At 72.7% G+C, this 22,591-nt stretch carries 19 protein-coding genes; 8 read left to right on the top strand and 11 right to left on the bottom strand.

Annotated features, from left to right (window positions below; genetic code table 11):
- Window positions 1-7: 7 nt before the first annotated feature.
- Window positions 8-856 carry an LLM class F420-dependent oxidoreductase gene (locus ACFU97_RS06735; RefSeq protein WP_384251849.1) on the bottom strand — a complete coding sequence of 283 codons (849 nt, stop codon included), beginning with the start codon at window positions 854-856 and terminating at the stop codon, window positions 8-10.
- Window positions 857-1,022: 166 nt separating this feature from the next.
- On the opposite strand from ACFU97_RS06735, the gene ACFU97_RS06730 reads away from it, so the two are divergent.
- Window positions 1,023-2,537: a CehA/McbA family metallohydrolase gene (locus ACFU97_RS06730; protein WP_384251847.1), complete on the top strand. Its 1,515-nt coding sequence runs from the start codon at window positions 1,023-1,025 to the stop codon at window positions 2,535-2,537.
- A 119-nt stretch (window positions 2,538-2,656) separates the two neighbouring features.
- A complete protein-coding gene (locus ACFU97_RS06725) occupies window positions 2,657-2,989 on the top strand; it encodes a hypothetical protein (RefSeq protein WP_384251845.1) in 333 nt (110 codons plus the stop codon).
- A gap of 122 nt (window positions 2,990-3,111) precedes the next feature.
- Here ACFU97_RS06725 and ACFU97_RS06720 read toward each other — a convergent pair whose 3' ends face one another.
- Window positions 3,112-3,933, bottom strand: coding sequence for an endonuclease/exonuclease/phosphatase family protein (locus ACFU97_RS06720; protein ID WP_384251842.1), 822 nt, complete (start codon window positions 3,931-3,933; stop codon window positions 3,112-3,114).
- 111 nt (window positions 3,934-4,044) lie between these two features.
- Between ACFU97_RS06720 and ACFU97_RS06715 the strand changes: the two genes are divergently transcribed.
- Complete coding sequence (locus ACFU97_RS06715) at window positions 4,045-4,437, top strand: nitroreductase/quinone reductase family protein (protein ID WP_384251840.1); 393 nt, start codon at window positions 4,045-4,047, stop codon at window positions 4,435-4,437.
- 15 nt (window positions 4,438-4,452) lie between these two features.
- On the opposite strand, the gene ACFU97_RS06710 is transcribed toward ACFU97_RS06715, so the two are convergent.
- From ACFU97_RS06710 to ACFU97_RS06685, 6 genes are all read right to left on the bottom strand, one after another.
- Window positions 4,453-5,913, bottom strand: coding sequence for an aldehyde dehydrogenase family protein (locus tag ACFU97_RS06710; protein WP_384251837.1), 1,461 nt, complete (start codon window positions 5,911-5,913; stop codon window positions 4,453-4,455).
- Entirely contained in the window at window positions 5,910-7,640 is a 1,731-nt protein-coding gene (locus ACFU97_RS06705) for an amidohydrolase family protein (RefSeq protein WP_384251835.1), read from the bottom strand. The genes ACFU97_RS06710 and ACFU97_RS06705 overlap by 4 nt, the downstream gene beginning before the upstream one ends.
- Before the next feature lie 32 nt (window positions 7,641-7,672).
- A complete protein-coding gene (locus tag ACFU97_RS06700) occupies window positions 7,673-8,791 on the bottom strand; it encodes an LLM class flavin-dependent oxidoreductase (protein ID WP_384251832.1) in 1,119 nt (372 codons plus the stop codon).
- A gap of 107 nt (window positions 8,792-8,898) precedes the next feature.
- A complete protein-coding gene (locus ACFU97_RS06695) occupies window positions 8,899-9,669 on the bottom strand; it encodes an SDR family NAD(P)-dependent oxidoreductase (RefSeq protein ID WP_384251830.1) in 771 nt (256 codons plus the stop codon).
- Window positions 9,670-9,679: 10 nt separating this feature from the next.
- Entirely contained in the window at window positions 9,680-10,606 is a 927-nt protein-coding gene (locus ACFU97_RS06690; protein WP_384251828.1) for an LLM class F420-dependent oxidoreductase, read from the bottom strand.
- Complete coding sequence (locus ACFU97_RS06685; protein WP_384251825.1) at window positions 10,603-11,847, bottom strand: amidohydrolase family protein; 1,245 nt, start codon at window positions 11,845-11,847, stop codon at window positions 10,603-10,605. Before ACFU97_RS06685 ends, ACFU97_RS06690 begins: the two co-directional genes overlap by 4 nt.
- 210 nt (window positions 11,848-12,057) lie before the next feature.
- Here ACFU97_RS06685 and ACFU97_RS06680 point away from each other — a divergent pair, with 210 nt between their 5' ends.
- Window positions 12,058-15,012: a BTAD domain-containing putative transcriptional regulator gene (locus tag ACFU97_RS06680; RefSeq protein WP_384251822.1), complete on the top strand. Its 2,955-nt coding sequence runs from the start codon at window positions 12,058-12,060 to the stop codon at window positions 15,010-15,012.
- A 221-nt stretch (window positions 15,013-15,233) separates the two neighbouring features.
- The gene (locus ACFU97_RS06675) at window positions 15,234-15,416 is read left to right on the top strand and encodes a hypothetical protein (RefSeq protein ID WP_384251819.1); all 183 of its coding nucleotides are present in this window, start codon (window positions 15,234-15,236) and stop codon (window positions 15,414-15,416) included.
- 75 nt (window positions 15,417-15,491) lie between these two features.
- On the opposite strand, the gene ACFU97_RS06670 is transcribed toward ACFU97_RS06675, so the two are convergent.
- A complete protein-coding gene (locus ACFU97_RS06670; RefSeq protein ID WP_384251816.1) occupies window positions 15,492-17,060 on the bottom strand; it encodes a FadD3 family acyl-CoA ligase in 1,569 nt (522 codons plus the stop codon).
- A 95-nt stretch (window positions 17,061-17,155) separates the two neighbouring features.
- Here ACFU97_RS06670 and ACFU97_RS06665 point away from each other — a divergent pair, with 95 nt between their 5' ends.
- Genes ACFU97_RS06665 through ACFU97_RS06655 form a run of 3 tightly spaced genes read left to right on the top strand, consistent with a single transcriptional unit; the run spans window position 17,156 to window position 19,509 of the window.
- Complete coding sequence (locus tag ACFU97_RS06665) at window positions 17,156-18,313, top strand: lipid-transfer protein (protein WP_384251814.1); 1,158 nt, start codon at window positions 17,156-17,158, stop codon at window positions 18,311-18,313.
- 6 nt (window positions 18,314-18,319) lie between these two features.
- Window positions 18,320-18,736, top strand: coding sequence for a Zn-ribbon domain-containing OB-fold protein (locus ACFU97_RS06660; protein WP_384251811.1), 417 nt, complete (start codon window positions 18,320-18,322; stop codon window positions 18,734-18,736).
- Window positions 18,733-19,509 carry an enoyl-CoA hydratase/isomerase family protein gene (locus ACFU97_RS06655; RefSeq protein WP_384251808.1) on the top strand — a complete coding sequence of 259 codons (777 nt, stop codon included), beginning with the start codon at window positions 18,733-18,735 and terminating at the stop codon, window positions 19,507-19,509. The genes ACFU97_RS06660 and ACFU97_RS06655 overlap by 4 nt, the downstream gene beginning before the upstream one ends.
- Before the next feature lie 2 nt (window positions 19,510-19,511).
- On the opposite strand, the gene ACFU97_RS06650 is transcribed toward ACFU97_RS06655, so the two are convergent.
- Both ACFU97_RS06650 and ACFU97_RS06645 read right to left on the bottom strand, forming a co-directional pair.
- Complete coding sequence (locus ACFU97_RS06650; protein WP_384251806.1) at window positions 19,512-20,033, bottom strand: hypothetical protein; 522 nt, start codon at window positions 20,031-20,033, stop codon at window positions 19,512-19,514.
- 134 nt (window positions 20,034-20,167) lie between these two features.
- Window positions 20,168-22,513, bottom strand: coding sequence for a PQQ-binding-like beta-propeller repeat protein (locus tag ACFU97_RS06645; protein ID WP_384251803.1), 2,346 nt, complete (start codon window positions 22,511-22,513; stop codon window positions 20,168-20,170).
- Window positions 22,514-22,591 lie beyond the last annotated feature (78 nt).

Genomic DNA, 22,591 nt, shown 5'->3' with positions numbered 1-22,591 from the left:
CGAGAGGTCAGCCCAGGAAGGCTTCGTAGTCGTCCAGCACCCGCAGCACCTCGGCCTCCCCGGCCGGCGGCAGCTGGACCACGACCTCCTCGATGCCCAGGTCCGCGTAGTGCGCGAGCTTGCCGGCGCCGGGGTAGACGGCGTACGGGACGATCTGGAGGGCGTCCGGGTCGCGGCCCGCGTCCGCCCAGGCCGATCGCAGCACCGGCAGCGACTCGGTCAGGCCGCGCCCCCCGATCGGCATCCAGCCGTCGGCGTAGGCGCAGATGTGGGAGAAGAGCTTGGGGCCGGCCGCCCCGCCGACGAAGGTGCGCGGACCGACGACCGGGCCGCGCGGCTTCTGGGCCGGCTTCGGGTGCGCGTGGGAGGCCCGCACGCTGCCGAACTCGCCTTCGTACGCGGTCGGTTCCTCCGACCACAGGGCGCGCATCAGCGCCATCCGGTCGCGCACCAGCTCGCGCCGGGTCCGCCACTCCACCCCGTGGTCGGCGGCCTCCTCGACGTTCCAGCCGAAGCCGAGGCCGAGGGTGAAGCGGCCGCCGGAGAGGTGGTCGAGCGTCGCGATCTGCTTGGCGAGGGCGATCGGGTCGTGCTGCGCGACCAGCGTGATGCCGGTGCCGAGGCCGAGCCGCTCGGTCACCGCGGCCGCCTGGCCGAGCGCGACGAACGGGTCGAGGGTGCGGCCGTACTCGGGCGGCAGCTCGCCGCCCGCCGGGTACGGGGTCGTCCGCTCCACCGGGATGTGGGTGTGCTCGGGCAGGTACAGACCCGCGAAACCGCGCTGTTCCAGCTCACGGGCGAGTCGGACGGGGGCGAAGGTCTCGTCGGTGAGGAAGATCGTGACAGCGATACGCATGAGCCATCTGTACCGGGCACGAGCGAAGAAGTCCATACCGACCAGTCGGCCCTCTTTTCACGGAGAACGCCGGAAGAACTCCCAGATCCATGTACATGTCATATCGTCGAGCCGCGATTCCCTCTCCGTTCACGGAAGTTCACACCCGGACCCGAAGGTGGCTCGTATGTGTGAGGACGCCCACGGCATCGGACGACGCGCCCTGTTCGTGACGGGCACGGCCGCCGCGCTTACGTTGGGAGGCGTGAGCTTCGCGGCGGCCGACGGCCAGGACCAGGAGACCCCGACGACAGCGACGATCCGCGGCACCCTGCCCACCGGTTCGCCGGACTTCGTGTACGTACCCGTCGAAGTCCCCTCCGGCGTACGCGAGATCAAGGTCGCCTACACCTACGACAAGCCGGCCGTCCCGGCCGGCACCCAGGGCAACGCCCTCGACATCGGCATCTTCGACGAGCGCGGCACCGAGCCGGGCGGCCGGGGATTCCGCGGCTGGTCGGGCGGCGCGCGCTCCGAGTTCTTCATCCGTGCGGACGACGCCACGCCCGGGTACGTGCCCGGGCCGGTCCGCGCGGGCACCTGGCACGTGGCGCTGGGACCGTACACGGTCGCCCCGCAGGGGCTGTCGTACGAGCTGACGGTCACGCTGACCTACGGGGAGCCGGGCGAGACGCCCGCGCCCGTGTACCCGCCCGAACGGGCCAGGGGGCGCGGCCGGGCCTGGTACCGGGGCGACTGCCACCTGCACTCCTGGCACTCCGACGGGCGCCGCACCCCCGCCGAGATCGCGGCCCTCGCGCGGGCGGCCGGGCTCGACTTCATCAACTCCTCGGACCACAACACCGCCACCTCGCACCCCCATTGGGCCACCGAGGCGGGCGACGACCTGCTGATCCTGCTCGGCGAGGAGATCACCACGCGCAACGGCCACGTCGTCGCGCTCGGCACCGAGCCCGGCACCTTCGTCGACTGGCGCTACCGGGCCCGCGACAACCGCTTCGGCAAGTACGCCCGCCAGATCCGGCGGGCCGGCGGCCTGGTGGTGCCGGCCCATCCGCACGCCACCTGCATCGGGTGCGGCTGGAAGTTCGGGTTCGGCGAGGCGGACGCGATCGAGGTGTGGAACGGGCCGTACACGCCCGACGACGAGGTGGCGCTCGCCGAGTGGGACAACCTGCTGGTCGCGTCCGTGCGCGAGGGACGCGGGTGGCTCCCGGCCATGGGCAGCAGCGACGCGCACCGCGACCCGGACGCCGTCGGCCTCCCGCAGACCGTCGTCCTCGCCGACGACCTGACCCGCACCGCGATCCAGCACGGCATCCGCGCGGGACGCTCCTACGTCGCCGAGTCGCAGAAGGTCTCGCTGGCCTTCACCGCGAGCGGGGGCAAGGGCCTGCACGCCGGGATCGGCGAGCGCCTGGAGGTCGACCCCGACACCCCCGTCACGGTCCGCGTGGAGGCGAGCGGCGCCCCGCGCTGCACGATCCGCCTGGTCACCGACCAGGGCGTCCTGTTCACCGGCGACCCGCTGCCGGTCTCCGGCTCCGGCACGGCGGAGTGGCACACGACCGCGGCCTACGCCGCCTACGTGCGCGCGGAGTTGCGCCACGAGACGGCGGCGGGCCCGGTGCCCGGCGCACTCGCGGCGTTCAGCAACCCGATCTTCCTGGGACGCCGCTAGCCCTTGCCGGACGGAGCATGTGATGGGCTTCCGCCGTCCGTCGAGAAGGAAGTCAGCAGGAACCCAGGGTTCCAGGCCGGAATCGACAAGGGTCTGCGCATGCTTGGAGAAGAGAAACCGTGAGAATGAACGCCGGAATGCTCGACCTCCTGGGAGGTGTCACGCCTTCCGCTCGGGAACAGGACGTGCCGGAACCGTTCCGTGCGGTCGTGCGCGAGGGGTGGATTCTGGACGGCGGAGCGCAACTCCTGACAGTCCTGCATTCCGGGTACTCGGGAGGCGGCAGTCAGGACTTCGAAGACGTTGTCCATTACGAGGCCACGGTGAACGGCCGCGGGATGACCGACTACGACCTTCCACGGTCCGGCACCGAGAGGCTCGAGACGCTCCTACGCCGGTCCGTCGGCTACGCCTGCACAGCCCTGCAGGCCGTACCGGAGGGACGGACATGACCGCTTGAGCTCATACGCGGATGAGCACTGCTCGAGATTTCCCAGGAGGATGCGGCCGCCATGATCGTGAAGTGACGAAACCTGAGTCCACTGCAGCACGGCTCGCATGTCCCCGCGCGCTGTCACCGGAGGTCGAGATCCGCGACCACCGCCGCGTGGTCCGACGGCCATACCCCGTCGACCGGGGCGTCACCCGCTCGGCGCACGGAGCGCACCGTGCCGATTCCGCCGGGGCCGGCGGGAGCGCCGACGTGGATGTAGTCGATGCGCGTGCTCGGGCCCAGGCCCGGGTGGACGTACTCGTTCGCCGTGTCCCAGGTGGCGGACGGGGCCACCGGGTCGGCGTACTCCCAGGCGTCGAAGAAGACCTGGCCCGGCACGGCGGGAGCGGTGCGGAAGCCGCCGAAGAGGCGGATCTCGTCGGAGTCGGGCGGGGCGTTGAAGTCCCCGGTGACCACGGGCGGGAAGTCGGTGCCGCCGCGGTGGGCGGCGACGAACTCGGCGAGCGCGGCGACCTGGGTGCGGCGTACGGCGGAGGCGTGCAGCGGCGAGGACAGGTGGACGGTGAAGAACGGCACCGGGTGGCCGGGGGCGGCGATGCGGGCGTGCAGGGCGATGCGCCCGTCGTCGAGCTCCTCGGGCACGGGCAGCCGCAGCACCTCCTGCCGCACGACCGGCCAGCGGCTCAGCACCGCGTTGCCGATCTCCACCCCCGTCTCCCCGATCCGCCGCTGCCAGCGCTCGGGGGCGGGCGAGGCCGCCCAGGCCCAGTGCAGACCGAGCTCACCGGCGAGCCACTCGGCGAGGTTCTCACCGCCGGCGCACCACACCTCCTGCAGCCCCACCACGTCGGGCTGCAGATCCCGCAGCACCGCCAGCACGGCCTTCTGCCGCTCGGCCCAAGGCCCGAACCGCCACCACAGGTTCCAGGTCACCACCCGCATGAGGCCGCCCGTCTCTCGTGGAGGAACGTTCGATGTTCCGCCGCCCGTCCGATCCCCCGTGGGAGACATTGAAGAGCATCGGGACCACCGAGTGACAGGAGAACCGGAAACATGCCCGGCAGCGCGGAGAAGAAGTACCTGGCCGTCACCGCATTTCAGCGGCGGCTCAATGCCGTTGTGCGGCGGTTGCCGTTGCACACCCTGTTGGAGACCACCGGGCGCAGGTCGGGGGTGGCGCGGCGGACGCCCGTCGGGGGGCGGCGGGTCGGTGGGGCGTTCTGGTTGGTCTCCGAGTTCGGGGAGCGGTCCCAGTACGTGCGCAACATCAAGGCGGACCCGCGGGTGCGGGTCCGCCTTCGCGGGCGCTGGTACACCGGGACGGCCCATCTCCTGCCGGACGACGACCCGGTCGCGCGGCTGCGCGGCCTACCCCGGATGAACAGCCTGGCCGTGCGGGCGGTCGGGGCGTCGCTGCTGACGGTGCGGGTGGACCTCGACGAGTGAATGGGGCGGGGCCGGTCAGCCGGGCCAGACGATGGACTGCACCTCGCTGTAGGCGTGCAGTGCGTACGAGCCGACGTCGCGGCCCACGCCGCTCCTCCTGAACCCGCCGAACGGCGCCTCCATGTTGCGTCCGACGGTGTTCACGCCGACCCCGCCGGCCCGCAGCCGCCGTGCCACGCGGAAGGCGCGGGCCACGTCCCCGGACCACACGTAGTCGATGAGCCCGTAGTCGCTGTCGCCGGCGAGGGCGACGCCCTCCTCCTCGTCCTCGAAGGGGATGACCACGACCACGGGTCCGAAGATCTCCTCGCGGGCGACCCGCATGTCGTTGGTGCAGTCGGCCAGGAGGGTGGGGGCCACGTAGAAACCGCGGTCGAGGGAGGGGCGTTCGCCGCCCGTCACCACCACCGCGCCCTCCTTGCGGCCGAGTTCGACGTAGGATTCGACCCGGTCGCGGTGTGCCGCGGAGATCACCGGGCCGACCACCGTGTCCGGCTCCCGGGGGTCTCCCACCTTCAACCTGCCTGCGTACGCGGCCAGTTGCTCGACCAGGCTGTCGTAGACGCCGCGCTGGGCCAGTACCCGCGTCGGCGCCGTGCAGATCTGGCCGCTGTAGAAGGAGAAGGTGGTGCCGATGCCCGCCACCGCCGACGCGAGGTCCGCGTCGTCGAAGACCAGCGCCGCGCCCTTGCCGCCGAGCTCCATCAGCTGGCGTTTCATGTCCCGGCCGCACACCTCGGCGATGCGCTGCCCGACCGCCGTGGAGCCGGTGAAGCTCACCATGTCGACGTCGGCCGACTCGACCGCCGCCTCGCCGACGGAGGCGGACCGCCCGCAGACCACGTTCACCACGCCCGGCGGCGCGCCCGCCGCCTCCAGCGCCTCCGCCATCCGGTACACCGACAGCGGGTCCTGCGGGGCCGGCTTGACGACCACGGTGTTGCCCATGGCGAGCGCGGGGGCGATCTTGCCCGCCGGGTTCGCCCACGGGTTGTTGTACGAGGTGATGCAGGTGACGACGCCGACCGGCTGGCGCACGGCGAGGGCGCCCATGACCGCCGCCCTCCCCATCGGGCCCGCCTCGTTGATCTGCGGCGCGATCGCCCACTCGGCGGGCTCCACGCGCGCATAGCGCCGGAACCGGGCCATGCCCACCCCGACCTGCATCGCCCGCGCCGTCCCGGTGGTGGCGCCGGTCTCCGCCCGCGCCAGCTCGGCGTACGGCACGAAGCGGCTGCCGATGATGTCCGCCGCGCGGCCGAGGACCGCCGCCCGCTCCCCGGGCGGGGTTCTCGACCACGGCCCGAAGGCCTCGCGGGCCGCGGCACACGCCGCGTGCACCTGATCCCGCGAGGCCTCCGGAGCACGTCCGACGGTCTCCTCGGTCGCCGGGTCGACGACGGCGTAGTGCCCGCCGTCGGGTTCGGTCCACTCGCCCCCGACGAACAGCCGCTGCCCGTCGGCCGCCCGGCTCACCGGGTGCTCACCGTGCTCGTGTCCCGGCCGGACCGCAGCACCGTGCCGGGTACGGCGCCGCTCACCACGTCGTCCCGGATCGCCTCGACGCCGTTGACCCACACGGCCCGCACCCCGATCGCCTTGGCGTCCAGGCGCGGGCTGTCACCCGGCAGGTCGTGCACCAGGGTGGCCTGGCCGGCGTCGATCCGTTCCGGGTCGAAGAGCACCAGGTCGGCATGGAAGCCCTCCTCCACCCGCCCTCGCTCGCGCAGCCCGAACAGCCGCGCCGGGTCGTCGGTCAGCATCTTCACGGCCTGCTCCAGACCGACCAGCTTGCGCCGGCGCAGGCAGTCGCCGAGGAACCTCGTCGTGTACGGGGCCCCGCACATGCGGTCCAGATGGGCGCCCGCGTCGGATCCACCGAGCAGGACGTCCTCGTGCTGCCAGGTCTCGGCCCGCAGCGCCCAGGACGCAGGGTCGTTGTCGGTGGGCATCGGCCACAGGACGGTCCGCAGGTCGTCGGCCGCGCAGATCTCGACCAGGCAGTGGAAGGGATCGAGCCCGCGCTCCTCGGCGATGTCCCGCACCACGCGCCCGGACAGGCCCTCGTTGGCCTCGCTGTAGGTGTCGCCGATGACGTACCGCCCGAAGTTGGCGAGCCGCCGGAAGACGCCCGCCTCCTTGGACTGGGCGCGGCGCAGCATCTCGGCCCGTACGTCCGAATCCCGCAGCCTGGCGATCCGCTCCGGGACCGGCAGCCCGAGGACCGGTCCCCAGCCGGGGATCAGGTTGAGCGCGCAGAACGTGCCGAGCGACATGTTCATCGGCGTCAGGATCGGCATGGTGAGCGCGACGATCCGGCCGCCCGCCTTGCGCGCCCGCTCGCTCGCGAACAACTGCCGGGGCACGCGCTCGGGGACGGCCGCGTCCACGGTCAGCACGTTCCAGTTCAGGGGCCGTCCGGCCGCGGCGCTCATCTCCACGAACAGGTCGATCTCGGCGTCGCTGAACTGGTCGAGGCAGCCCGCGACGATCGCCTCGATCTGCGTCCCCTCGTGCTCGCCGACGGCCTTGGACAGGGCGAGCAGTTCCGCGGGCTTCGCGTGCCGCGAGGCCACCGGCTGCCCGTCGCCGTCGGAGTGGGTGGAGGACTGGGTGGTGGAGAACCCCCAGGCGCCGGCGTCCATGGCCTCGTGCAGCAGCCGTACGATCTCGGCGAGTTGCTCCTCGCCGGGCTGCCCGCCGACCGCGTCCGGTCCCATCACGTACCGCCGTAGCGCACAGTGCCCCACCATGAAGCCGGCGTTGACGGCGATGCGCCCTTCGAGGGCGTCCAGGTACTCCGCGAACGAGTTCCAGCTCCAGGGCGCCCCCTCCTCCAGCGCCACCAGCGACATGCCCTCCACCTTGGACATCATCCGCCGCGTGTAGTCGGCGTCCTCGGGCCGGGCGGGGTTCAGCGGGGCCAGGGTGAAACCGCAGTTGCCGGCGGCCACGGTGGTCACCCCGTGGTTCAGGGACGGGGTGGCGTAGGGGTCCCAGAACAGCTGGGCGTCGTAGTGGGTGTGCGGGTCGACGAACCCGGGCGCGAGGACGAGCCCGGAGGCGTCCTCGCTGCTGCGGGCCTCCTCGCTGACGGTCCCGACGACGGCGATCCGCCCGTCCCGGATGCCGACGTCGGCGGTGTACGCGGGCGCGCCCGTGCCGTCGACGACGGACGCGCCTTTGATGACGTGATCGAGCATGAACGTCGCCTCCTAGAGCCCACCGACGGCGGTCACACGGCAGCCCGGAACCGCGAGGTCCGGTGAACGGGATCCGTGTCGATCTTCGGGATCACGTGCTCGCCGATCAGCCGGATCGTCTGCAGCGTCTCCTCCTTGGGGACCCCCACCGGCAGCCCGAAGCTGAGCTGGTCGGCGCCTGCCTGCTCCCACCGCTTGCACTGGGTGAGCACCTCGTCCGGGTCGCCGCAGATCAGCAGTTCCTCCTCGATCAGCAGCTCGACGAACTCGGGGGTGTACTCGGGGAGGGTCTCCGGCCACACCGGGAAGCCCTCGGGCCGCGGGAAGGTGTCGTGGTAGCGGAAGACCAGCGAGGGCAGGTAGTGCAGTCCGCCGTGCACGGCGATGTCGATGGCCTCCGCGTGCGTCGGCGCGCAGATCGCCGTCGTCGTCACCATCACGTTGTCGTTGACGAAGTCCCCGATCGGCTCGGCGTTGACGACCGCGGTCTTGTACTGCTCCAGCACCCACTCCATGTCGGAGACCTTCTGGATGCTGAACCCGAGGACGCCGAGGCCCTTCTTCGCGGCCATCGCGTACGAGGGCGGCGAGCCGGCGGCGTACCACATGGCGGGGTGCGACTTCCCGTACGGCTTCGGCAGGACCTTGCGCGGCGGCAGCTGCCAGTGCTTGCCCTGGAAGCCGGCGTACTCGTCCTGGAGCCACATCTTGGGGAACTCGGCGATCGTCTCCTCCCAGATCTCCTTCGTGTAGTTCATGTCGGTCACGCCGGGTATGAACCCGAGGATCTCGTGCGAGCCGGCTCCGCGGCCGCTGCCGAACTCGAAGCGGTTCTCGGTGAGGTGGTCGAGCATCGCGACCTTCTCGGCCACCTTCACCGGGTGGTTGACCTGGGCGAGCGGGTTGAAGATCCCGGAGCCGAGGTGGATGCGGTCCGTGGCGTACGCCAGGTACCCGAGGAAGACGTCGTTGGCGGAGAGGTGCGAGTACTCCTCCAGGAAGTGGTGCTCGGACGCCCAGGCGTACTTGAAGCCCGACCGGTCCGCCTGGATGACGTACTCGGTCTCCTCCATCAGCGCCTTGTGTTCGGCGAGCGGGTCGGTCTCGGCGCGCTTGCCCACGTATCCCTGTACAAAGAGCCCGAATTCCAAGGCGGGTCACCATCCCTACGTTCCTGACGCACCGTCAGATTCTCTGCCGCCGAACTGTTGCACCGCCCGCATGCACCGTCAATAGCTGACGGCCTGTCAGATGTTGGTCAGACGACGGAGACGCCCGCCAGCCAGCCCCCGTCGATCACGAACGGCTGCCCGGTGATGTAGGAGGAGTCGTCGCAGGTGAGGAAGAGGGCGAGGCGGGCCACCTCCTCCGGCCGCCCGATCCGGCCGAGCGGCACGAGCTTGCGGTACAGCTCGTCCAGCGCCCGGCTCATCCCCTCCACGTCCGCCGTCGGATCCAGCTGGGCGGGGTTGGACATCGCGGTGTCGACGGCGCCGGGGCACATCGCGTTGACCCGGATGCGCCGGTCGGCCAGTTCCAGGGCGGCGACCCGGGTGAGGCCAAGGATGGCGTGCTTGGTGGCGGCGTAGGAGCCGACGGCGGCCATGCCGGTCACGGCCGTGTAGGAGGCGGTGTTGACGATGGTGCCGCCGTCCTCCATCACCGGCGCCACCGTCTTCATGCCGAGGAAGCAGCCGACCTGGTTGACCTGCACGACCTGCATGAACTCCTCGAGCGGGGTGTCGAGCAGGGAGTTGAAGCGCAGGATGCCGGCGTTGTTGACCAGCCCGTCGACGCGGCCGAAGGCGTTCTTGACCGTGCCGACCGCCGAGCGCCACTGGTCCTCCCGGCTCACGTCCAGGTGGACGTAGCGGGCCCCCAGCTCCTCGGCGAGCGCCCCGCCCTGTTCGTCCAGGACGTCGGCGACCACGACCTCGGCCCCCTCCGCCCGGAACAGGCGGGCCTCCTGCTCCCCCTGTCCGCGCGCCGCTCCGGTGACGATGACGACGCGTCCGTCCAGCTTGCCCATGCGGTACTCCTCAGAGGTGGGGCGCCACGTCGGCGCCGAACGCGGCCATCTGGTCGGTGAGTTCGCTCCGGCTGCGGCAGCGGAAGCGCACCTGGATCTGGTGCACTCCCATCGCCCCGTAGGCCCGCAGGGACTCCGCGAGCCGGTCCGGGGAGCCGGTGAGGGTGCGGCGCCCGACGTCCCAGGAGGGGGCGCCGACGTACAGCGGCTCGGTGATGGCGCCGACGGTGACCGGGTCCTCGATGCCGGCCTCGGCGCGCAGCCGCTTCAGGGTGGCGATCTGTCCGGGCAGCCGGTCGCGCGGATCGCCCTGCGGCAGCCAGCCGTCGCCCCTGAGCGCGGCCCGGCGCACGGCGGCGGGCGAGGAGCCGCCGACCCAGACGGGCACCTTCTCCTGGGCCGGCCTCGGGCGCTGGCCGAGGCCCTCGAAGTCGTAGAGCTTGCCGTGGTGTTCGGGGTACTCCTGCGGGCCGAGCGCGGCGCGCAGGGCGTCGACGGTCTCGTCGAGCACGGCCCCGCGCCGCTCGAAGTCGGCGCCGAGGACCTCGAACTCCTCGCGGACGTGCCCGGCCCCGACGCCGAGGATCAGCCGGCCTCCGCTGAGGTGGTCGAGGGTCGCGTACTGCTTGGCGCTCAGCAGGGGGTGGCGCAGCCCCACCACGGCGACGTGGCTGAGCAGCCGCACGCGCTCGGTCACGCCCGCGAGGTAGGCGAGCGTGGCCACCGGGTCGTACCAGATCGTGCTCATGGCGGAGGCCAGGCGACGCGGGATGGCGACGTGGTCGCAGCTCGCGACGTAGTCGAAGCCGGCGCGCTCGGCGGTGCGGGCGATCTCCACCAGGTCCCCGGGACCCGCGTCCGCCTCCCAGTCCTCGGCGTAGATCGTGCTCTGGGACTGGACGGGCAGCTGGATGCCGTACACCAGGCCGGCGCTCACCGCGCCCCGCTCCACAGTCCCTCGCCGGTCAGGCCCAGCAGGTCGATGGCGTTGCCGCGCACGATCCGCTCCACCACGTCCGGTGCCAGATGGCCCATCTGCGCCTCGCCCACCTCGCGGGACTTGGGCCAGGTCGAGTCGGAGTGCGGGTAGTCCGTCTCGTACAGGACGTTGGCCAGGCCGATGGCGTCGAGGTTCCTGAGCCCGAAGGCGTCGTCGAAGAAGCAGCCGTAGACGTGCTCGGCGAAGAGTTCGGACGGCGGGCGGTGGACCTTGTCGGCGACCCCGCCCCAGCCGCGGTTCTCCTCCCAGACGACGTCCGCGCGCTCCAGGATGTACGGGATCCAGCCGATCTGGCCCTCGGCGTACATCACCTTGAGGTTCGGGAAGCGCTCGAACTTGCCGCTCATCAGCCAGTCGACCATGGAGAAGCAGCAGTTGGCGAAGGTGATGGTCGAACCGACCGCGGGCGGCGCGTCCTTGGAGGTCGAGGGCATGCGGCTGCTGGAGCCGATGTGCATGGCGACGACCGTGCCGGTCTCGTCGCAGGCGGCGAGGAAGGGGTCCCAGTCGTCGCCGTGGATGGAGGGCAGGCCCAGGTAGGGCGGTATCTCGGAGAAGGCGACCGCACGCACCCCGCGGGCCGCGTTGCGCCGCACCTCGGCGGCGGCGAGCTCGGGGTCCCACAGCGGGATGAGCGTGAGGGGTATCAGCCGGCCCCGCGCCTCGGGGCCGCACCACTCCTCCACCATCCAGTCGTTGTACGCCCGCACGCACAGCAGGCCGAGTTCGCGGTCCTTGGCCTCGGTGAAGGTCTGGCCGCAGAAGCGCGGGAAGGTCGGGAAGCAGACGGCGGACTGGACGTGATTGACGTCCATGTCGGCCAGGCGCTGCGGGACGTCGTAGGAGCCGGGGCGCATCTGCTCGTAGGTGATGATCTCGAGCTTGATCTCGTCCCTGCTGCAGCCGACCGCCGTGTCCAGGCGGGTGAGGGGGCGGTGCAGGTCCTCGTAGACCCACCAGTCGCCGATCGGGCCGTCGTCGCCGGGTCCGCCCATCACCGGCCTGAACCGGCCGCCCAGGAAGGACATCTCCTTCAGCGGGGCGCGGACGATGCGCGGTCCGGTGTCCTGGTACTTCTTCGGCAGGCGGCTGGTCCAGACGTCGGCGGGCTCCACGGTGTGGTCGTCGACGGAGATGATCAGGGGAAACGTGGCCTGGGTGCCGGGTTGGGTGTCCATGGCGGCCACGGTAGCGCTGATCTGACGGTCCGTCAGCTATGCGTGTCGTGGGGATCTCGTTGCTCGGGTCTGTCCGGAAGTGTGCGAAGACCGGGTGTGGGCCTTGTGATATCCCGCGCGTCCGGCTGTGAGCGCGCTCTCCACAGCTGACGCATCCGCCATGGACAAGGCAGACTGACGGAGTTGCTCACTGTGTCTAGGGGGACGGCGATGGACGGTGTACCGCGAGTGCCGGAGCAGAGGCGTGCCGGCTCCTCGGCGGAGCCTGCCGCGCTGAGCTTCGCCGTGCTCGGTCCGGTACGGGCCCGGCGCGGCGAGGAGGCCGTCGGCACCGGCTCCCCTCAGCAACGCGCCCTGCTCGCCGCCCTGCTGCTGCGCGAGGGCCGCACCGCGACCGCGGCCGAGCTGATCGACGCCCTGTGGGGCGAGGAGCCGCCGTCGCAGGCGCTGGCGGCGCTGCGGACGTACGCCTCCCGGCTGCGCAAGGTGCTGGACCCCGGGGTCCTGGTGAGCGAGTCCGGCGGGTACGCGGTGCGCGGGCTCGGCGAGGGCGCGCTGGACCTGGCGGTGGCGCAGGAGCTGGCGGCCGAGGCGGAGAAGGCGCGTGGCGCCGGCGACCTGGGCCGGGCGCGCGCGGTGCTGGGCCGGGCCCTCGCGCTGTGGGAGGGCGAGGCGCTGGCCGGGGTGCCGGGCCCGTACGCGGACGCGCAGCGGGTGCGCCTGGAGGAGTGGCGGCTGCAACTGCTGGAGTCCCGCCTCGACATGGACCTGGAGCAGGGCTGCCACGCGGAGGCCGTGTCGGAGCTGACCGCGCTGACCGCCGCGCACCCGCTGCGCGAGCGGCTGCGCGAGCTGCTGATGCTGGCGCTGTACCGCAGCGGCCGGCAGGCCGAGGCCCTGGCCGTCTACACGGACACCCGGCAGCTGCTCGCCGACGAGCTGGGCGTGGACCCGCGGTCCGGCCTGCGCGAACTCCAGCAGCGCATCCTCCGGGCCGACCCGGGTCTCGCGGAGCCCCCCTCTCCGGCGGCCGAACCGGCCGTCGCGCCGGTGCGGCCCGCCCAACTCCCGGCGACCGTCCCCGACTTCACGGGCCGCTCGGCCTTCGTGGCCGAGCTGGGCGAGGTGCTGGCCTCGGCCGAGGGCCGCGTCATGGCCGTCTCGGCGGTCGCGGGCATCGGCGGCGTCGGCAAGACGACGCTCGCCGTGCACGTCGCCCACCAGGCCCGGGCCGCCTTCCCGGACGGGCAGCTCTACGTCGACCTCCAGGGCGCCGGGGCGGCCTCGGCGGAGCCGGAGACGGTGCTGGGCTCCTTCCTGCGCGCGCTCGGCACCACGGACTCGGCGATCCCCGACTCCCTGGAGGAGCGGGCGGCGCTGTACCGCTCGGTCCTGGACGGCCGCCGCGTGCTGGTGCTGCTGGACAACGCCCGGGACGCGGCCCAGGTGCGGCCCCTGCTGCCCGGCACCGAGGGCTGCGCGGCCCTGGTGACCTCGCGGGTGCGGATGGTCGACCTGGCCGGCGCGCACCTGGTGGACCTGGACGTGATGTCGCCGGACGAGGCGCTGTCGCTGTTCACGAAGATCGTGGGCGAGGAGCGGGTGGCGTCCGAGCGGGAGGCCGCCCTGGACGTCGTCGCGGCGTGCGGCTTCCTCCCGCTGGCCATCCGGATCGCGGCCTCGCGGCTGGCGGCCCGGCGCACCTGGACCGTCTCGGTCCTGGCCGCGAAGCTCGCGGACGAGCGCCGCCGCCTGGACGAGCTGCAGGCCGGCGACCTCGCGGTCAAGGCGACCTTCGAACTCGGCTACGGCGCGCTGGAGCCGCCCCAGGCACGGGCGTTCAGGCTGCTGGGCCTGGCGGACGGCCCGGACATCTCGCTCGCGGCGGCCGCGGCCGTCCTCGACCTGCCGCCGGAGGAGACGGAGGACCTGCTGGAGTCCCTCGTCGACACCTCGCTGCTGGAGTCGGCGGCGCCGGGCCGCTACCGGTACCACGACCTGGTCCGGCTCTACGCGCGTGCGTGCGCCGAGCGCGACGAGTGGCCGCCCAGCGAGCGGCTCGCGGCGATGTCCCGGCTGCTGGACTTCTACCTGGCCACGGCGGCCGGGGTGTACGCGACGGAGCGGCCGGGCGACCGGCTGGTGGACCACCTGGAGCCGGCGTCGTATCCGGGCCTCGGCTTCAAGGACCGGCACGAGGCGCAGGACTGGCTGTACGCGGAGGCGGTCTGCCTGCTGGCCTGCGTCGCGCAGTCCGCGGGCCGCCCGGAGACCCTCGCGCGCGCCATCGACCTGCTCTGGGCCGCGCACGACCTGTCCGAGTCGGGCGCCAACTCCAAGGGCTACGAGGCGACCGCGGAGGCGGTGCTGGAGTCCGCCCGGCTGCACGGCGACCCGCGGGCCGAGGCGCGCGCGCTGACGACGCTGGTCAACGTCCACCACGTCAGCGGCCGTTTCGAGCAGGCGGGCCAGGAGGCCGAGCGCGCCACCCTCCTCGCGCGGCAGGCGGGCGACCTCCTGCCGGTCTGCTGGGCGAGCAACGCGCTCGGCATCATCGCGCTCTACCAGAGCCGCCACCAGGACGGCGAGGAGCACCTCTCGCAGGCCATCGAGCACTTCCGCACACTGGGCGACCGCCCCGGCGAGGCCAGCGCCCTGTGCAACCTCTCCCGCATCCACCTCGCCACCGGGCGCACGGGCAGCGCGGTCGCGCTCGCCCGCGAGGGCATCGAGATCTACGACGCCATGGGCAACACCATGCGCGGCGCCAACGCCCGGTACGCGCTGGGCCTGGCGCTCACCCAGAGCGGCGAGCTGGACTCCGCGACCGCGCGGCTGCACGAGGCGCTGGAGGTGTTCCGCGACAGCCGCCAGCGCCTGTGGGAGGGCATGAGCCTGTTCCGCCTGGCCGAGGTCGACCTCGCCGCCCGGCGCCCCGCGCAGGCCGCCGCCAGTGCCGAAATGGCGCTGACCGTGCTGCGCGGCATCGGCGGCGAGTGGCGCCGGGGCAACGTCCTGACCGTCCTGGGCCGCGCCCTCGCCGGCATCGGCCAGACCGGCCGCGCCCAGGTCTGCTGGCGCGAGGCCATGGGGATCTACGACGAGCTGGGCTCGCCCGAGGCCGGCGAGGTACGGGCCCTGCTGACACCGGTTCAGGCGGCCTGACGCACCGCGCCGCGGCGTTCATCGTTCGTTTATCGCCGCGCGCCATGCTGGACCCAGTCGATCCGTCGCGTCGGGGGGCAGACGGGTCACTGCTGAGGGGCCTCCACCAGGCAACTAGTGTGAGCGCCCCGGAAGGGCCCGTCCGGCCACCCTCGGGGGAGTGACCGGGCGGGCCCTGCCCATCCATCCATGTGATCCGTCCCGAAGGGGAGTTGACGACCATGAGCGACCAGCTCAAGCCCGCCGACCTGCACGCCACCGGCACCACCGACGGCGGGGCGACCACCGAGGACCTGCACGCCACGGACGAGCCCGTGACGACGGACGACCTGCACGCCACCGACGAGCCGGTCGAGACCAAGGACCTGCACGCCACCTCGGAGCCGTTCAAGCCGGCCAAGTAGGGCTCCCCGCAAGGGGATCGACCGCGGCGGCGCGGAGGGGAGCCGCCGCGGTCCCCGTGCGCCGCGCGACGGGACCTAGCCGGTCCGGCCGCGCAGCTCCCCCTTGACCACCTTGCCGCTCGCGTTGCGCGGCAGCTCCGCCAGGAACTCCACCTGCCGCGGCACCTTGTAGTTGGCCATCTCGCGCCGGGCCCAGGCGATCAGGTCGTCGCCCGTGAGCACCGAGCCTGCCCGCCGGACGACGTAGGCCTTGCCGACCTCGCCCAGCCGCGGATCCGGTACGCCGACGACCGCGACGTCCGCCACCGCCGGGTGCAGGCCGAGCAGTTGCTCTATCTCCGCCGGATAGGCGTTGAAGCCGCCGACGATGAACATGTCCTTGATGCGGTCGGTGATGCGCAGGTTGCCGTCCTCGTCGAGCACGCCCACGTCCCCGGTGCGCAGCCAGCCGTCCTCGGTCAGCGTCCGCTCCGTGGCCGCCGCGTCCTCGTAGTAGCCGCGCATGACGTTGAAGCCGCGCACCAGGACCTCGCCGGGCCGTCCCGCCGGCGCCTCCACCCGCACCTGCGTGCCCGGGATCGCCCGCCCGGACGTCGAGGCGATGACCGCCGGGGAGTCGCCGCGCCGGCACATCGTCACGATGCCGCTGGCCTCCGAGAGGCCGTACGCCGTCAGGACCGTCTCCACGCCCAGCTCCCCGCGCAGCCGCTCCACCAGCCGCAGGGGCACCACGGCGGCGCCCGTCACCACCAGCCGCAGGGCCGAGAGGTCGTGGGTGTCGCGGGCGGGATGGTCCAGCAGGGACTGGTGCAGGGTCGGCGGGCCCGGCAGCACCGACACCCGCTCCGCGGCGATGTTCGCCAGCACGGTGTCGATGTTGAAGACCGGCTGGGGGATCATCGTCGCCCCCCGCATCAGACAGGCGAGCACGCCGGCCTTGTAGCCGAAGGTGTGGAAGAAGGGGTTCACGATCAGATAGCGGTCGCCGCGCCTGAGCCCGGCGAGATCGCACCAGATCTCGTAGGCCCTGAGCGTCTGCGCGTGCGTGATCACCGCGCCCTTGGGGCGGCCCGTCGTGCCGGAGGTGAAGACGATGTCCGACGGCTGGGAGCCGTCCACGGCCGCCTCGCGCGCCCGTACCTCCGCCTCGCCCACCCCGTCGCCGCCGGCCAGGAAGTCCTTCCAGGTGCGGAAGTCGGCGGGCGCGTCGTCGGAGAGCACCACCACCTGCTCCAGGTCCGGCAGCCCCCGCCCCCGGGCGATCTCCCGCCGCAGCGACGCCACGTACGACGTCCCCAGGAACGTGCCGGTCACGAACAGCAGCCGCGCCCCGCTGCGCCGCAGCACGTCGGCCGCCTCACCGCCCTTGAAGCGGGTGTTCAGCGGCACCAGCACCGCGCCCGCCGACACCGCGCCGAGCGCCGCCACGATCCAGTCCAGCGAGTTCGGGGCCCAGATGGCGACCCGGTCGCCCGGCGCGACCCCGCCCGCCATGCAGGCCGCCGCCGACCGCTCGACGCGGGCGCCGAGTTCGGCGTACGAGACCCTCGTGCGCCCGTCCACCACCGCCTCCACGTCCGCGTACCGACCGGCCGCGGACCGGACGAGCTCCGGGATGCTCCCCCACTCCAAGTCACCGCGCACCACGACCTCCAGAACCACTAGCTGACTACCCGTCAGATTAGCTGTAGCCTGACGGCCTGTCAGCAGCCGCTTCAGCATGCGGAGGTGCGCGCAGCATGACGTCAGGCACCGGCCTCAAGGACGCCACCGCGATCGTCGGCATCGGTCAGACACCCTTCGCCAGGAACCTTCCGGACGACGAGAGAACCCTGGCCTGCCGTGCCGTTCTCGCCGCCCTCGACGACGCCGGCATCGACCCCGGCGAGGTCGACGCCCTCGCCTCGTACACCATGGAGGAGACCGACGAGGTCGAGCTGGCGAAGGCGGTCGGCCTCGGCGACCTCACCTTCTTCAGCAAGGTCGGCTACGGCGGAGGCGGTTCGTGCGCCACCGTCGCGCATCTGGCCACCGCCATCGCCACCGGCCAGGCGAGCGTCGGCGTCGCCTGGCGCTCCCGCAAGCGCGGCAGCGGGCCCCGGCCCTGGCGCAACACCACCGTCCAACTGCCCACGCCCGCCCAGTGGACCCGGCCCTTCGGCCTGCTGCGGCCGGTCGACGAGATCGCCATGCTCGCCCGGCGCTACATGCACGAGTTCGGCGCCACCCGGGACCACCTGTTCAACGTCGCGCTCGCCTGCCGCAACCGGGCCAACCAGAACCCCGCCGCGATCATGTACGAGCGGCCCCTGACCCGCGAGATGTACATGACCTCCCGCTGGATCAGCGAGCCGCTGTGCCTGTTCGACAACTGCCTGGAGACGGACGGGGCGCTGGCCTGCGTGGTCGTCTCCGCGGAACGGGCCCGCGACTGCCGCCGCACCCCCGTCTACGTCCACTCCGCCGCCCAGGGCCTGCCCGCGCAGCACCACGGCATGGTCAACTACTGGAACGACGACCCGCTCACCGGCCCCGCCTGGTCCGCCGCCCGCCACCTGTGGAAGCACGCCGACTTCACACCGCAGGACGTGGACGTGGCCCAGATCTACGACGCGTTCACGGCGCTCATACCGCTCTCCCTGGAGGGCTACGGCTTCTGCGGCCGGGGCGAGGGCGGCGCCTTCACCGAGCAGGGCGCCCTGGAGATCGGCGGCCGGCTGCCGGTGAACACCGGCGGCGGCGGGCTCAGCGAGGCCTACGTGCACGGGTTCAACCTCATCAACGAGGGCGTCAAGCAGCTGCGCGGCACCAGCACCGCGCAGGTCCCCGGCGCCGCCACCTGCCTCGTCACCGCCGGCGAGGGCGTCCCCACCTCCGCGCTGCTCCTGAGGAGTTGATCCACGGTGCTCTCCCCCGTCACCGACGCCGACGGCGCCCCCTTCTGGGGCTACGCGCGCCAGGGCGAACTCCGCGTCCAGGCCTGCGCCTCCTGCGGCGAGCTCCGCTTCCCGCCCCGCCCCTGCTGCCCGCACTGCCGGTCCTTCGAGAGCGAGTGGCGCAGGGTGTGCGGCCAGGGCCGCATCTGGTCCTACGTCGTCCCGCACCCGCCCCTGCTGCCCGGCTACGCCGAGCAGGCACCGTACAACGTGGTCGTGGTCGAGCTCGCCGAGGCGCCCCGCATCCGGCTGGTCGGCAACCTGGTCGCCGAGGCCGGCGCCCGCCTCGACTCCGTGCCGCCCGAGCGCATCCGGATCGGCGCCCGGGTGCAGGTCGTGTTCGACGCGGACGGGCTGCCGCGGTGGGTCCTGGAGCGCGCATGACGAGCGCCGTGCGGCTCACCGCCGACAAAAACACCGGCGTCGCGGTCGTCACCCTCGACCGCCCGGACCGGCTCAACGCCGTCGACCTCACCATGCGGGACCAACTGCGCGAGGTCTGGCGGGAGGTGCGGTTCGACGACTCCGTTCGGGCCGTCGTGCTGACGGGGGCGGGCGAGCGGGCGTTCTGCACCGGGCTGGACCGGGACGCCGTCGTGCCGCAGCCCTCCTCCCCCTACATGGCGGACGACCCGCTCCTGCGCGTCGGCCCGAAGTCCAACGACCTCTGGAAACCGGTGATCGCCGCCGTGCGGGGCATGGCCTGCGGGGGTGCCTTCTACCTGCTCGGCGAGAGCGACTTCCTCGTCGCCGACACCACCGCCACCTTCTTCGACCCGCACACCACCTACGGCATGGTCAGCGCCTACGAGTCGGTGCTGATGGCGCTGCGGATGCCGTACGGGGAAGTGGCCCGGATGATGCTCATGGGCACGGCGGAGCGGATCTCCGCGCAGCGCGCGCACGACATCGGCCTGGTCTCCGAACTCACCGCCCCCGGCGAGGCGTTGGCGGCGGCCACGTCCCGCGCCGCGGTGATCGCGGGACACCCGCCCGAGGGTGTGCAGGGCACCGTACGGGCCCTGTGGGCCGCCAGGGAGCAGGCGATCGCGGCCGGTTTCGCCCAGGCGCCGCACCTGATCGCACTGGGCAACCTGCCGGGCGAACGGCAGGCGGAGCTGTTCACCGCCCGCCGCCCGGCGTTCCGCACGCGCTGACGTCAGCTCACCGGCTGGGCCACGTCGTCCAGGTCGCAGTGGTCGACGCGGGCGGCGCTCCCGCTCACGTACTCGTGCACCGTCACCGTTCCGCCCGCCGGCACGTCCACCTGGTCGAGCCGGGTGTCGACGTCGCCGCCGTTCGCGTCCTTGAAGGTCACGTCGACCGAGAAGGTGCCCGAGGTGCCGTTCGGGTTGGTGACTTCGACGGTCGCGTACGGCTGCTTGACGGTCGCGCAGCTCACCAGCCTGGTGGTCGCGTCCTGGAGCGGCGTCGCGGTGGGCGTCGAGGAGACTCCCGAACCGCCGGAGCCGGTGCTGCCGTAGTCGTCGTCATCGTCGTAGTAGGTGTGCCGGTGCGACGTCGAGCTGTCGTGGTCCTGCGAGCCGCTGCTGCAGCCGCCCCCGCTGCTCCCGTGGCTCTTGCCGATGCCGTGGTGCCCGTGTCCGGTGAACCCGGTCAGCGAGAGGACCACGAATCCCAGTACCGCCGTGAACTTGAGCCTGCGCCCCCGTAGATGCATGCGGAGACACTATCGATCACCTGTCACGACCATGTCACCGCGTGGCATCCGTCGCGTACCCGGCGTAGCGTCTGCCTGGACGGCCGCCGTCTGGACCCTTCCGTGAACCCGTTCGACGGCCGTCACCGAAACGCCTACGTGGTGCGCGCCGTCCCGGTGCCCTTCTCCGCGTCCAGCGCGTACACGCACCGGTCCTTGCTGCACGCGTACACGACGCCGTCCCTGACCACCGGCGAACCGGTGATCTCGCCGCCGGTGGCGAGCTTCCAGCGCAGCCGTCCGTCGTCGGCCTTCAGCGTGTAGAGCAGATGGTCGGTCGAGCCGAAGTGGATACGGCCCTCGGCGACCGCCGGGGCGCCCACGATCTCGCCGCCCGACTGGAAGCGCCACTTGGGCGTGCCGGTGACCGCGTCCAGGGTGTACAGCCCCTTGCCGCTGCCCACGTGCACATGGCCCGCCGCCACCAGCACCGGCTCGATCGACGCCCGGGACTCGGTGGCGATGCGCCAGCGGTCGCGGCCGTCGGTGGCGTCGAGGGCGTAGACCGTGCCGAGGTAGTCGGCGAGGTAGATGCCGCCGCCGGTCACCGCGGGGCCCGGCGCGAAGGTGGGCGGGCTGAGGAAGACCGCCGGGGCCTCGAAGTGCCACCGCACGCGGCCGGTGGCCACGTCGATCGCCAGGACCCGGCTGCCGGCGCAGACATAGACATGGCCGTCCGGCGCGTACGTCGCCCGCAGCGGCACCCCGCCGCAGGAGGCCGCGTCGCCGATCGGGTACGACCAGCGCTCGTCGCCGGTGCGGGCGTCCAGGGCGCGCAGCCGGGCGTCCTGCCAGACGTAGACGGTGCCGTCGTGCACGGCGGGACCGGCCTCGGGCGACTCGAAGTCGGTCTGGGCGCCGGTGAGCTCCCACAGCTTCTGGCCGCTGGAGGCCTCCCACGCCTGGACGCCGCCGCCGCGCGTGCCGGTGACGACCGTGCCCCGGTCGGCCTGGAGCGAGTAGACCCAGGCGTCCGTGGACAGCCGCCACAGGTCCGCGCCCTCACGGCAGTCCAGGGCGAACAGGGTGGGCCCGTCGGAGGCGTGGATGCGGCCGTCCGCGATCGCCATCGACCAGGCGACGTCCCGGGTCTTGAAGCGGCGGCGGCCGGTGGCCACGTCCAGGGCGTGCACCTCGAAGGAGGTGACGTAGACGAGGTCGCCGGCGACCGAGGGGGTGCCCCACACGTCGTTCGACATCCGGAAGCGCCAGGGGCGCCAGCCCGCCGGCGCCTCGGGGGGCGCGGAGGGCAGCGCCGTGGGCACGACGGGGTCGGCGCCGTTGACGCCGGGGCGCGGCTTGGACCAGGAGCCGGCCAGCGCCGCCTCGGGAGGGGGCGCCTTCACGGCGGCGGCGCGCACGTCGGAGACCCGCGGCCCGGGCCCGATGGGCACCTGGGCGCCGGCCAGCCGGACCGGTCCGGTGTCGGGGACGCCGACGGGGACCGGCACCACGGGGTCGTGCGAGGGCAGCGGCGGTACACCTCCGGGCCGCGCGCCGCCACCGCTGCGGCCGCCGCCCTGGGTGCCGGGCTTGACCGCGGGACGGCCGTTGCGCCGCCCCTCGATGAGGGCGACCGCCTTCTCCGGCAGCCAGGCCGAGGCCGTACCGCTGTCGTCGGAGCCCGAGCCGAAGAGGTGGGGTGCCAGCTGGGCCTGGAGGTCGGCCGGGTTGGGCCGGCCCGTGGCCTCCATCTGCATGCAGGACTCGATCAGCGGGCGCAGCTCGTCGGGCAGGCCCTCCAGGTCCGGGCCCTCCCTGAGCAGCATGAAGACCGTCTCGACCGGGTTGGCGCCGTGGAAGGGCGGGTGCCCGGTCGCGGCGAAGACGAGCATCGAGCCGAGGGAGAAGACGTCGCTCGCGCCGGTCACGCTGCGCGAGTCCTTCGCCTGCTCCGGCGACATGTAGGCGGGCGTGCCCACGGCCACGTTCGTCATCGTCAGACGGGTGTTCGAGACGCCGGACGCGATGCCGAAGTCGATGACCCGGGGGCCGTCCTCCACGACGAGCACGTTCGACGGCTTCAGGTCGCGGTGCACCAGCCCGGCGCCGTGGATCGACTGCAGCGCCTCGGCGACACCCGCCGCCAGCCAGCGCACCGCCTGGGCCGGCAGCGGCCCGCAGTCGTTCACTATCTCCTCGAGCGAGGGCGCGGGGACGTAGGCGGTGGCCAGCCACGGCACGGCCGCACGGGCGTCGGCGTCGACCACGGCCGCCGTGTAGAAGCCGGAGACCGCACGGGCGGCCTCGACCTCACGCGAGAAGCGGACGCGGAACAGCTGGTCCTCGGCGAGCTCCGTACGGACGGTCTTGATCGCCACGCGCCGGCCGGACGCCGAGCGCGCGAGATAGACCAGCCCCATGCCGCCGGCACCGAGCCGTCCCAGCACCTCGAACGGACCGATACGCCGCGGATCGTGCTGTGTCAGCTGATCCACCACTTGCCTGCCACCTCCCCGTCCGGGCCGCGCCGCCCACCTTTGCACGCGACCCCGTGCAGCGTCTCACCACCGCACCGC

It is taken from the genome of Streptomyces sp. NPDC057616 (assembly GCF_042800575.1).
GTDB lineage: Bacteria > Actinomycetota > Actinomycetes > Streptomycetales > Streptomycetaceae > Streptomyces.
Note: the sequence above shows the minus strand (reverse complement) of the source record. Positions and strands in the feature narration are given on the sequence as shown.

What these genes read in the sequence shown, in the direction of transcription:
- ACFU97_RS06665 (WP_384251814.1), top strand. Translation starts at nt 17,156, where the DNA reads ATGACGTCAGGCACCGGCCTCAAGGACGCCACCGCGATCGTCGGCATC.
- ACFU97_RS06655 (WP_384251808.1), top strand. Translation starts at nt 18,733, where the DNA reads ATGACGAGCGCCGTGCGGCTCACCGCCGACAAAAACACCGGCGTCGCG.
- ACFU97_RS06705 (WP_384251835.1), bottom strand. Translation starts at nt 7,640, where the DNA reads ATGCTCGATCACGTCATCAAAGGCGCGTCCGTCGTCGACGGCACGGGC.
- ACFU97_RS06650 (WP_384251806.1), bottom strand. Translation starts at nt 20,033, where the DNA reads ATGCATCTACGGGGGCGCAGGCTCAAGTTCACGGCGGTACTGGGATTC.
- ACFU97_RS06680 (WP_384251822.1), top strand. Translation starts at nt 12,058, where the DNA reads ATGGACGGTGTACCGCGAGTGCCGGAGCAGAGGCGTGCCGGCTCCTCG.
- ACFU97_RS06695 (WP_384251830.1), bottom strand. Translation starts at nt 9,669, where the DNA reads ATGGGCAAGCTGGACGGACGCGTCGTCATCGTCACCGGAGCGGCGCGC.
- ACFU97_RS06720 (WP_384251842.1), bottom strand. Translation starts at nt 3,933, where the DNA reads ATGCGGGTGGTGACCTGGAACCTGTGGTGGCGGTTCGGGCCTTGGGCC.
- ACFU97_RS06735 (WP_384251849.1), bottom strand. Translation starts at nt 856, where the DNA reads ATGCGTATCGCTGTCACGATCTTCCTCACCGACGAGACCTTCGCCCCC.
- ACFU97_RS06685 (WP_384251825.1), bottom strand. Translation starts at nt 11,847, where the DNA reads ATGGACACCCAACCCGGCACCCAGGCCACGTTTCCCCTGATCATCTCC.
- ACFU97_RS06675 (WP_384251819.1), top strand. Translation starts at nt 15,234, where the DNA reads ATGAGCGACCAGCTCAAGCCCGCCGACCTGCACGCCACCGGCACCACC.
- ACFU97_RS06715 (WP_384251840.1), top strand. Translation starts at nt 4,045, where the DNA reads ATGCCCGGCAGCGCGGAGAAGAAGTACCTGGCCGTCACCGCATTTCAG.
- ACFU97_RS06730 (WP_384251847.1), top strand. Translation starts at nt 1,023, where the DNA reads ATGTGTGAGGACGCCCACGGCATCGGACGACGCGCCCTGTTCGTGACG.